Annotated in this window: 12 protein-coding genes; all 12 read left to right on the top strand. The window is 32.5% G+C overall.

Features of this window, described 5'->3' with window-relative positions; translation table 11 throughout:
• The first annotated feature begins 73 nt into the window (after positions 1-73).
• The 12 genes from hrcA to ACO6VN_RS07255 all read left to right on the top strand — a co-directional run bounded on the left by hrcA (position 74) and on the right by ACO6VN_RS07255 (position 11,546).
• On the top strand, positions 74-1,048 hold the full coding sequence (hrcA, locus tag ACO6VN_RS07310; RefSeq protein WP_422404429.1) for a heat-inducible transcriptional repressor HrcA: 975 nt from the start codon (positions 74-76) through the stop codon (positions 1,046-1,048).
• A gap of 27 nt (positions 1,049-1,075) precedes the next feature.
• Positions 1,076-1,672 (top strand): nucleotide exchange factor GrpE, encoded by a 597-nt coding sequence (gene grpE / locus ACO6VN_RS07305; RefSeq protein WP_422404428.1) that lies wholly within the window; start codon positions 1,076-1,078, stop codon positions 1,670-1,672.
• A gap of 45 nt (positions 1,673-1,717) precedes the next feature.
• Positions 1,718-3,553 carry a molecular chaperone DnaK gene (gene dnaK, locus ACO6VN_RS07300; RefSeq protein WP_016998559.1) on the top strand — a complete coding sequence of 612 codons (1,836 nt, stop codon included), beginning with the start codon at positions 1,718-1,720 and terminating at the stop codon, positions 3,551-3,553.
• Positions 3,554-3,650: 97 nt separating this feature from the next.
• Positions 3,651-4,784: a molecular chaperone DnaJ gene (gene dnaJ, locus ACO6VN_RS07295; protein ID WP_016998560.1), complete on the top strand. Its 1,134-nt coding sequence runs from the start codon at positions 3,651-3,653 to the stop codon at positions 4,782-4,784.
• Between the two features lie 3 nt (positions 4,785-4,787).
• Positions 4,788-5,714, top strand: a complete 927-nt coding sequence (prmA, locus tag ACO6VN_RS07290; protein ID WP_103268841.1) for a 50S ribosomal protein L11 methyltransferase — start codon at positions 4,788-4,790, stop codon at positions 5,712-5,714.
• 7 nt (positions 5,715-5,721) lie between these two features.
• Positions 5,722-6,471, top strand: coding sequence for a 16S rRNA (uracil(1498)-N(3))-methyltransferase (locus ACO6VN_RS07285; protein ID WP_216683380.1), 750 nt, complete (start codon positions 5,722-5,724; stop codon positions 6,469-6,471).
• Positions 6,472-6,477: 6 nt separating this feature from the next.
• A complete protein-coding gene (mtaB, locus tag ACO6VN_RS07280; RefSeq protein ID WP_016998563.1) occupies positions 6,478-7,824 on the top strand; it encodes a tRNA (N(6)-L-threonylcarbamoyladenosine(37)-C(2))-methylthiotransferase MtaB in 1,347 nt (448 codons plus the stop codon).
• 126 nt (positions 7,825-7,950) lie between these two features.
• Positions 7,951-8,127, top strand: coding sequence for a 30S ribosomal protein S21 (rpsU, locus tag ACO6VN_RS07275; RefSeq protein ID WP_016998564.1), 177 nt, complete (start codon positions 7,951-7,953; stop codon positions 8,125-8,127).
• A gap of 327 nt (positions 8,128-8,454) precedes the next feature.
• A complete protein-coding gene (locus tag ACO6VN_RS07270) occupies positions 8,455-9,144 on the top strand; it encodes an NfeD family protein (protein ID WP_026023587.1) in 690 nt (229 codons plus the stop codon).
• A gap of 17 nt (positions 9,145-9,161) precedes the next feature.
• Positions 9,162-10,157: a flotillin-like protein FloA gene (gene floA, locus ACO6VN_RS07265; protein WP_016998566.1), complete on the top strand. Its 996-nt coding sequence runs from the start codon at positions 9,162-9,164 to the stop codon at positions 10,155-10,157.
• Positions 10,158-10,171: 14 nt separating this feature from the next.
• The gene (locus ACO6VN_RS07260; protein WP_194201297.1) at positions 10,172-10,903 is read left to right on the top strand and encodes a hypothetical protein; all 732 of its coding nucleotides are present in this window, start codon (positions 10,172-10,174) and stop codon (positions 10,901-10,903) included.
• A 166-nt stretch (positions 10,904-11,069) separates the two neighbouring features.
• Complete coding sequence (locus tag ACO6VN_RS07255; RefSeq protein WP_016998568.1) at positions 11,070-11,546, top strand: PH domain-containing protein; 477 nt, start codon at positions 11,070-11,072, stop codon at positions 11,544-11,546.
• Positions 11,547-11,548: the final 2 nt, after the last annotated feature.

Below are 11,548 nucleotides of genomic sequence, written 5' to 3'. Positions count from 1 at the left end.
TTGACTTACTTTGACCAATTTGATAAATTATAATTAGCACTTGGATAGATAGAGTGCTAATCGAGGTGATAACATGATTACTAAGAGACAATTACAAATACTAAATGTAATTGTTGAGGATTATGTTGAGTTAGGCCAGCCAATTGGTTCTAAGTCGATTATTGAAAGGCATCAATTGCCTATAAGCCCAGCAACAGTTAGAAATGAGATGAAACAATTAGAAGAATTAGAACTCCTCGAGAAGACACATACTTCATCAGGAAGAGTTCCTTCTGAAAAAGGAATTAGACATTATGTTGACCAATTACTAAAGGTTAAATCACGTAGTAAACAATCAATAGACTGGTTCAACCAATTTTATGATGATAATCAATATGATGTTAATGCAATGCTAAAATGGTTAGCTTTGGAAATATCCAATCGTTCTCATTATACGACTGTTGTATTAGGACCCAATAAATTTTCAAGACATATTTTTGAAATTCATTTCGTTAGAGTGAACCCTAATCATTTAATGAGTGTTATCGTTTTTGCAGATGGATATGTAGAGAAAGTTCATTTACAAATTTCTAAACTCATAACACATGAACAAATAGAAAAGTTTATGAATTACTTGAATCTACATTTTAAGCAAAATACTTTATCTACATTGATAAACACGTTAGAATCATTAACGTTGTCATTTATTGATCAACAATTTATAAATAATTTTAAGTACGCACTAATTACACAAATTAATGATCAAAATGAAGAAATGTTTTTAGGTGGAAAAATGCACTTGATTGAGGCGTTAAACGTTTCGAATGTGTCCATGATACAGTCAATTTTAAAGTATCTGGAATCTGAACGAATTGCCCAATTTTTAAACGAAACAGCTAATGATTCCATTAGCGTAAACATTGGACAGGAAATTAATCAGGACTTAGAAGGTATTTCAATAGTAAGTACAAGTTATGAGATTTCGGGAGATATAAGCGGTCATTTAGCCGTTATAGGTCCAACTGCAATGCATTACAATAAAGTGATTCAACTTTTGAATCATTTTTAAATAAGGAAAGAAAATGGAGGGCATGAAATGACGGAAGAAAATCAAAATGAAAAATTCGACGAGTCGTCTGAACAAACTCAAAACGTTGCCACTGAAGAAACTAATGGTAACGAAAATGAAGAAGTTGAAAATGTAGAAGAGGTTGAAGAGACTGAAAAAACAGTCGAAATTCCGGAAACTGAACTCGAACAATTAAAAGAAAAATTAAACGAAGAAGAAGAAAAATACTTACGTTTGTATGCTGAGTTTGAAAATTACAAGCGTAGAATGAAACAAGAAGCTAGTGTGGCGAAAGATTACCAAGCACAACGTGTTTTAACAGATGTGTTGCCAGCATTGGATAACATGGATCGCGCACTAAAACAAGAAGGCGAATCAGAAGATTTCGTATCATTTAAAAAAGGTGTACAAATGGTTTATGATGACTTATTGAGATCATTAAAAGAAAATGGTCTAGAAGAAATTGAGTCAGAGAATAAAGAATTTGATCCAACTGTACATCAAGCAGTTATGCAAGATAGCAATCCTGATTTTGAATCAGGTGTTATTACTGAAGAACTACAAAGAGGTTACAAATTAAAAGAACGCGTTTTAAGACCAGCAATGGTTAAAGTAAATGAATAATTAATTGAATTTAAAACGCAAATAAATAATTGGAGGAATTTTCTTATGAGTAAAGTAATAGGTATAGACTTAGGTACAACAAATTCAGTAGTATCAGTATTAGAAGGTGGAGAACCTAAAGTTATTCAAAACCCTGAAGGTAATAGAACTACACCATCAGTAGTAGCATTTAAAGACGGTGAAACTCAAGTAGGTGAAGTTGCTAAGCGTCAAGCAGTAACTAACCCTAATACAATTCAATCAGTAAAACGTCATATGGGTACTGATTACAAAGAAAAAGTAGAAGATAAAGAGTATACTCCACAAGAAATTTCAGCAATGATTCTACAAAATCTTAAATCAACAGCAGAAAGTTATTTAGGCGAAAACGTAACTAAAGCAGTAATCACAGTTCCAGCTTACTTTAATGACTCTGAACGTCAAGCAACTAAAGACGCTGGTAGAATCGCTGGCTTAGAAGTAGAACGTATTATTAACGAGCCAACTGCAGCAGCTTTAGCATACGGTTTAGATAAAACAGAGCAAGATCAAAAAGTACTTGTATTTGACCTTGGTGGCGGTACATTTGACGTGTCTATTCTAGAATTAGGCGACGGTGTATTCGAAGTATTAGCAACTGCTGGTGACAATAAACTTGGTGGTGACGATTTTGACGACGTTATCATTCAATATTTAGCTGAAGAATTCAAAAAAGAAAATGGCATTGATTTATCACAAGATAAAATGGCTTTACAACGTCTGAAAGACGCTGCAGAAAAAGCTAAGAAAGATTTATCAGGTGTATCTTCAACACAAATTTCATTACCATTTATCTCAGGTGGCGCTAATGGCCCATTACACTTAGAAACTACTTTAACTAGAGCTAAATTCGAAGCTTTAACTAGTGAATTAGTAGAAAAAACTATGGGACCAACTAGACAAGCTATGAAAGATGCTGGATTATCTAATTCAGATATCGATGAAGTAATTCTAGTAGGTGGTTCTACTCGTATACCAGCTGTACAAGATGCAATTAAAAAAGAAATCGGTAAAGATCCTAACAAAGGTGTCAACCCAGATGAAGTAGTAGCAATGGGTGCTGCTATTCAAGGTGGCGTTATAACTGGTGATGTTAAAGACGTTGTATTATTAGACGTAACACCATTATCATTAGGTATTGAAACAATGGGTGGCGTTTCTACAGTATTAATCGAAAGAAACACAACTATCCCAACATCTAAATCTCAAGTATTCTCTACAGCAGCTGATAACCAACCAGCGGTAGACATTCACGTATTACAAGGTGAGCGTCAATTAGCAGCTGATAACAAAACACTTGGTAGATTCCAATTAACTGATATACCACCAGCTCCACGTGGTGTACCTCAAATCGAAGTATCATTCGATATCGACAAAAACGGTATTGTAAATGTTACAGCTAAAGATTTAGGTACTAATAAAGAACAAAAAATCACAATCGAATCTAGTTCTTCACTATCAGACGATGAAATCGACCGTATGGTTAAAGACGCAGAGAAAAATGCGGAAGAAGACAAAAAACGTCGTGAAGAAATCGATTTAAGAAACGAAGCAGACCAAATGGTATTCACTGTAGATAAAACATTATCTGACTTAGGTGATAATGTTGACGAAAGTGAAAAAACTAAAGCTGAAGATGCTAAAGAAGAATTGAAAAAAGCATTAGAAGGCGACGATATTGAAGATATCAGAACTAAAAAAGATGCTCTTGAAGAAATCGTTCAACAATTATCAGTGAAAATGTATGAACAAGCTGCTCAAGCACAACAAGGTGCAGAATCAGCTGAAGGACAAGGGAATTCAGATGATGATGTAGTAGATGCAGAGTATACTGAAGTTAACGACGAAGATAAAAAACAATAATATTACTCATTAAAAAGTCAAAGTCAATGTGATTGGCTTTGGCTTTTTTAATTCAAGTTTTTCTAGTAATATATTAATGTGTAAAGGAGAGATTTTTTTGGCTAAAAGAGATTACTATGAAGTACTCGGTGTATCTAAAGATGCTTCACAAGATGAAATTAAAAAAGCTTATAGAAAATTATCAAAAAAGTATCACCCAGATATAAACCATGAAGAAGGTGCTGACGCCAAATTTAAAGAATTATCTGAAGCATACGAAATTCTTAGTGATGAAAATAAACGTGCTCAATATGATAGATTTGGACATAATGCATCACAACAAGGATTTGGTGGAGGATCACAAGGATTTGGAGGTCAAGACTTCTCTGGCTTTGGTGGATTCGAAGATATATTTGGTTCATTCTTTGGTGGCGGTGCAAGAAGAGATCCTAATGCACCGAGACAAGGTGATGACTTACAATATAGCATGACGTTATCATTCGAAGAAGCAGTATTTGGTACTGAAAAAGATATTACAGTTCGTAAAGATGTAGAATGTGATACTTGTCATGGTAACGGTGCTAAACCAGGAACTAAGAAGAAAACATGTTCATATTGTAATGGACAAGGTCATGTAACAGTAGAACAAAATACAATTCTTGGTAGAATGCAAACGCAAAAAGTTTGTCCTGAATGTAATGGTACTGGACAAGAATTTGAAGAGAAATGTCCAGATTGTCACGGTAAAGGTACTCAAAACAAAAAAGTTACAATCAAAGTTAAAGTACCAGCAGGTGTAGATAATGATCAACAAATTCGTTTAGCAGGCAAAGGTGGACCAGGTGTTAATGGTGGTCCAGCAGGTGATTTATATGTGGTATTTAGAGTTAGACCTCATGATAAATTCAAACGTGATGGAGACGATATATTCTACGACTTAAATCTATCATTCCCTCAAGCAGCATTAGGTGATGAAGTAACTGTTCCGACATTAAATGGCAGCGTGGCACTAACAGTACCTGCAGGAACACAAACTGGTAAGCAGTTCAGATTACGTGAAAAAGGTATCCAAAATGTTCATGGTTATGGTAAAGGTGATTATTTCGTAACTGTAAAAGTTGTAACACCGGATAAATTAACAGAACGTCAAGAAGAATTACTACGTGAATTCGCTGAAATTGGTGGAGAAACATTAACAGAACAACCTTCAAGTTTAAAAGATAGAGCTAAAAAGTTCTTTAAAGGAGAATAGCCCGTGAATTGGATTGAGTATTCTATAATGATAAATGAAGAATCAGAACCTGTCGTAACAGCACTATTAAATGAATTAGGTGCAAATGGTGTTGTTATTGAAGATTCATCTGAACTAGATAAAGAACACATCGATGTTTATGGTGAAATATATGAATTAAATCCTGATGATTACCCAGATCATGATATTAGAGTGAAATGTTATTTTAGTGAACTAGTATTTACTGAATCGCTAGAACAAGAAATAAAAAATACAATTTCAAATATTGATGGTATTAAACCGGAAGTATTGGCTTTTTCAAAGACAGTCATTCAAGAATCAGACTGGGAAAATGAATGGAAGAATTATTTTCATCCTTTTAAAGCTTCAGAACGCTTTGCGATTGTTCCTAGTTGGGAAGAATATGAAAACGCTGATGACAGTTTATGTATAGAACTTGATCCAGGGATGGCTTTTGGTACAGGAGATCATCCAACTACAAGTATGTGTTTAAGACACATAGAAGAAGTTGTAGAGCCAAATCATAAAGTGATTGATGTTGGTACCGGCTCAGGCATTTTAAGCATTGGGTGCTATTTATTAGGCGTTAAATCTATCAAAGCTATTGATTTAGATGACTTAGCTGTTAAAGTTGCTAAAGAAAACTTTGAAAAAAATCATTGCGAAAATAGTATAAAAGTTGAGACTGGGAATTTATTAACAGAAGAAACTGAGCAATACGATGTTATTATTGCAAATATTTTAGCGCATGTTATAGATTTAATGATAGAAGATAGTTACGATAGACTTAACGATGGTGGTTTCTTTATAACATCTGGCATCATTGATGAGAAATGCGATGAAATCACTAACAGATTAACCGAAGTTGGTTTTAAAATTGAGAAAGTTTTAAAAGAAAACGGCTGGGTTTCAATAAGAGCTAGAAAGTAGGAGAACAATGCAAAGATACTTCTTACTTGAAAACGCTGAGTTAAATCAGCGTTTTTTTCTACATAATAACGAAGACATACACCATATAAAAAATGTAATGAGAATGACAGTTGATGATGAGATTATCATCACTTTTAATGATCAAAAATCGATGATTTGCAAAATTATAGATTTTCATGAACAAAATATAGAAGTACTGACATTAGAAGATACGACGAGACAGACAGAATTACCTGTCGAGATTTCAATCGCTAGCGGATTAATAAAAGGCGATAAATATGAGTGGATGATTCAAAAAGCAACAGAAATGGGCGCACACTATTTTATTGCTGTTCAATCTGAACGTTCTGTAGTTAAATTAGATCATAAAAAGCAGTCTAAAAAGATTGATAGATGGCAAAAAATCATTAAAGAAGCAAGTGAGCAAAGCATGCGTTTGACTATCCCAGATATCAGGTATATGTCGAATTTTAATTCTGTTTGTGATATTATAAATGAATATGATTATGTATTAATAGCTTATGAAGAAGAAGCTAAACGTGGGGGAACAAGTAATTTACATCAAATTGGTTCTAACTTAAAAAAGGGACAAAAAGTTTTAATCATCTTTGGGCCAGAAGGTGGGCTTTCTGAAAAAGAAGTTGCTTTATTTGAAGATGGATATAACATAAGTCTAGGACCGAGAATATTAAGGGCTGAAACCGCTCCATTGTATGCTTTAGCTGCTTTAAGCTATCAATTAGAATTAATGAGGTGAATATAGTTGGCTACAGTAGCATTCCATACTTTAGGTTGTAAAGTTAATCATTATGAAACTGAAGCAATTTGGCAATTATTTAAGGAAAATGATTACGAAAGAGTAGAGTTTGAAACAAACGCTGATGTATTTATTATAAATACTTGTACAGTGACTAACACAGGAGACAAGAAGAGTAGACAAGTTATAAGAAGAGCTATTCGTAAAAACCCTGATGCAGTAGTATGTGTAACAGGTTGTTATGCGCAAACATCTCCAGCAGAAATCATGGCGATACCAGGGGTAGATATCGTTGTAGGTACTCAAGATCGTCATAAGTTAATTTCTTATATTGAAGACTATAAGACAAGCAGACAGCCAATAAATGGTGTTGGAAACATCATGAAGAATAGAAAATATGAAGAACTAGAAGTACCTTATTTCACTGACCGAACTCGTGCTTCATTAAAAATTCAAGAAGGCTGTAATAATTTCTGTACTTTTTGTATTATTCCATGGGCTAGAGGATTAATGCGTTCAAGAGATCCTAAACAAGTAGTTAGCCAAGCGACAACACTTGTAAATTCAGGATATAAAGAAATCGTATTAACTGGTATTCACACAGGTGGATATGGTGAAGATTTAAAAGATTATAACTTAGCGCAATTATTACGTGATTTAGAAGAAGTAGAAAACTTAGAAAGAATTAGAATTTCTTCTATAGAAGCGAGTCAATTAACAGATGAAGTTATCGATGTTATCGATAAATCTACAAAAGTCGTAAGGCATTTGCATATTCCATTACAATCCGGTTCTGATTCTGTATTGAAACGTATGAGAAGAAAATATACTATGGCTCATTTTTCAGAAAGACTACAAAAACTTCATAAAGCATTACCTGGTTTAGCAGTAACAAGTGATGTTATAGTTGGTTTCCCAGGTGAAACTGAAGAAGAGTTCCAAGAAACTTATGATTTCATAGTTAAGCATCAATTCTCTGAACTGCATGTTTTCCCATATTCAATGAGAACAGGTACACCTGCAGCAAGAATGACAGATCAAGTAGATGAAGACATTAAAAATGACCGTGTTCATAGACTTATAGAACTATCAAATCAACTTGCAAAAGATTATGCATCAAAATTTGACCAAACTGTATTAGAAGTCATTCCTGAAGAAAAAGGCTCTAAAGATGGTAAATTAGTTGGTTATGCAGATAATTACATGAAGATAGAATTTGATGGAGATGAATCTCTAATTGGAGAATTAGTAAAAGTTAAAGTAATAGAACCAGGTTATCCAATTAATAAAGGAAAACTTGTAAAAGTAATCAATCATGCAACAAATAAAGACGAAAGATTAGTTGCATATTAAGATTCATTGCAAATGATTATTGACTTAAAAAATGACTTATTTTATAATGTTTAAGTACATAGTAATATATTTACTATGTAACTGACATATAAAGCTTTGTTGATATTTGGAGGGAGGGAAATACAGATGTCTAAAACAGTAGTTCGTAAAAACGAATCAATCGAAGATGCATTACGTCGCTTTAAACGTACAGTTTCAAAAAGCGGTACGATTCAAGAAGTGCGTAAACGTGAGTTCTATGAGAAACCTAGCGTTAAACGTAAGAAGAAATCAGAAGCAGCTCGCAAACGTAAATTTAAATAATTAATTTTCTATTGAACTCCCTCAAAGAATATTAATTAATTATAATGAAATCTATTTGCGTAAATTAAATGTTAAAGCAGTCCGAGACCTATAAGTCTCGGACTGCTTTTTTATATAGGCAATAGCTGACTTAAGTAAAATATAAATATATCAAGCTTTTTCAATCCATCTCTTTTTTCTAAATAAAATATAGTAAAAATTGAAAATAAAAAAATTTTCTATAAAATATTTAGAATAAAAGATATATACGTTTTAGTTCACTGGTGATTTATTGTATAATGAAATAGAGGGGTGGTAATATTGACATCAGCGTATGAATACATACTTATGTTTATTCAAAACAACATAAATTTAGGTATTGTTTCAAGTCAAAGTGTTTCTTCATTTGGTGACTTTATATCTTCGCCAATTATTACATTGATTTTGACTTGTATTATTTTTCTAGGCGCACTTTATCAACTATATTCAGAACGTATAAACTTTGCCGGCATTGCAAGTTTTATATGTACACTTATATTTTTTATAGGTTTTGTAATAGTTGATGAAATTAGTTTAATGTCCGTTTTATTGTTTTCAATTGGTGTTATTTTAGTCATTATTGAATTATTTGTTGTAGGCGCTGTACTTGGTATCCTTGGTTTTATTGCAATTATCGGTAGTTTTATATTAGTTGGTGATAATTTATTAATCATGGGCGCTATTATTGCAGTTGCTTTAATTTTAACAACTATAGAGTGGGTGATATTAGTGAAAGGTTTTAATCGAAAAATACCATTCTTTGAAAAAGTCATTCTTAGAGATTCTACAAACAAAGAGTCAGGTTATACATCACATGATGATAGAAGTCATTTAATTGGTAAAGTGTGTACAACTTTTACAGCGTTGAGACCCTCAGGTATTATCCTTGTTGATGATGATAGAATAGATGCTGTTTCTGATGGTAATTTTATTCAAAAAGACCAACAAGTTAAAATTGTACAGGTTGAAGGTACAAGAGTAGTCGTAAGAGAAATTTAAATTAAGGAGAGTTGCATATGTTATCAGGTTTAATCGCCATAATCATTATTGCGGTAATTGTTATTGTATTACTTATGATTCTATTCTCGTTTGTACCAGTTGGATTATGGATTTCAGCTGTAGCTGCAGGCGTTAAAGTAGGAATAGGAACATTAGTCGGAATGCGTTTAAGACGTGTTTCACCAAGACGAGTTATTAATCCGTTAATTAAAGCACATAAAGCAGGTTTAGCATTAACTACAAATCAATTAGAATCTCACTATTTAGCTGGAGGTAACGTTGATAGAGTAGTAGATGCGATTATTGCAGCACAAAGAGCTGAGATTAACTTAGCATTTGAACGTGGTGCAGCTATCGATCTAGCTGGTCGTGACGTTCTAGAAGCTGTACAAATGTCAGTTAACCCTAAAGTAATTGAAACACCATTTATTTCTGGTGTTGCTATGAACGGTATTGAAGTTAAAGCGAAAGCTAGAATTACTGTTAGAGCAAATATTGATCGCTTAGTTGGTGGTGCTGGTGAAGATACAATCATCGCACGTGTTGGTGAAGGTATTGTATCAACAATTGGTTCAAGTAAACATCATACGAAAGTACTTGAAAATCCAGACAGTATTTCACAAACAGTGTTAAGTAAAGGTTTAGATTCAGGTACAGCATTTGAAATCTTATCTATAGATATCGCAGACGTGGATATCGGTAAAAACATCGGTGCAGATCTTCAAACTGAGCAAGCACTTGCAGATAAAAATATTGCACAAGCTAAAGCTGAAGAACGTCGTGCAATGGCTGTAGCTACAGAACAAGAAATGAAAGCACGTGTACAAGAAATGCGTTCTAAAGTTGTTGAATCTGAAGCTGAAGTACCTCTTGCAATGGCTGAAGCACTTAAATCAGGCAATATCGGCGTTAAAGATTATTATAATTTAAAAAATATAGAAGCTGATACTGGTATGAGAGAAGCTATAAATAAGAGTACTAATCCACAAGACGCAAATTCACCGAACGAATAAGAGAGGTGATTTAAATGGAGATAGGCATTATAATCTTTGTTATTTGGATTATTATTAGTGTGATTAGTGGCATAGTTGAAAATGGCGCTAAAAATAAAAAGAAAAAGCAAAATACTCAATGGCCTGCACATCCAAATCCGAGTAAAAAGCCAGTCCAAAGACAAGCTAGTAATCAAGTGGATAATGCTCAACTAGAATTACAAGAATTAGTTAAAAAGTTCTATTCCTATAAAGAAAAGGCTGAAACTAGTTCGACTGATCGAATGTCTAACCACTATAAACAATTAGCTAAACAACTATCCACTCATCTAGAGAAACAAGGGATAGATGTTGAGCAAGTAAATACAAAGCAAAATAATAGTGAATCTCAGCGACAAACTCAAAGCCAAGCTCAGTCAACAGATGCTCATGAAAATGAATTGATTAATAAAAGAAAAGAAGAAATTAATAAAAATAAACCAAAGCGTCAAAAAGAAGCAATCAAAAATTTATTAGAATTTAGTAAAGAAGAAAAACAATCTTTATCTAAAGTTCAACAGGAAAGCTTTGAAAAGCTTGAAGAAGAAGCTAATGAGATTATTCATAATACTCAACTTTCTGAAAGAACTAGAAGAACGATGGTTAAACAACTCTACTTAAATAGTAAACATAAATTTAATGATGAAGCTGTAAATATTGACGAGAACAATGTTGTTAACGGTATTATTTGGTCAGAAATTCTTAAAAGACCAGAGGGCATCAAATAAGATGAATAGCTAGAGATTAACATTTATTAGAGTAGCATAACTCAGGGGAAATTCTTACAACTAGAATTTTCTCTGAGTTTTTATTTTGATAATACCTTTAGTTTTTATTCACAAATTGTAGATTTAGAATTACAATAAACTTAGTAAGAACAAAGGTGTGATAAAAATGATATTTAAAAAGAAACTAAGTGTTTCATCTATAATGATATCAATTTTACTATTTTTAATATCTTTAATTCCGTTACTTATAAGTAATAAATTACTAATTTTTATTACTTTTGTTCTAGTGTTTTTAATTATAATTAATATACTTCTAGAGAGATATAGTGTAAAAGAACACTTCTTGACTATACGTAGAGGTCTTTTCAAAAAAACATATAATATATTTAATATTGAACAGTTAAATATGGCGAAATCTATCGAAGGAAATAGTATGATAGAAATAGTATACAAAGGAGAAATTATAGAAAAAGTTTCTCCAATAGAAGAAAGAGAATTTATTATTACATTAATTCGAATCAATCCGAATATTAAGTTAAATAATAGTAATAGGTTACGTGAATTTCAAAAAATAAATAAAATGATTAAATCACAGGAAAACTTAAATAATATTCAAAATAAAGTGCATAAGATTGCACGTTAGAC

It is taken from the genome of Mammaliicoccus sp. JADD-157, from assembly GCF_049310805.1.
Classification (GTDB): Bacteria; Bacillota; Bacilli; order Staphylococcales; family Staphylococcaceae; genus Mammaliicoccus; species Mammaliicoccus lentus.
This window is presented reverse-complemented; position numbering and strand designations above follow the sequence as displayed.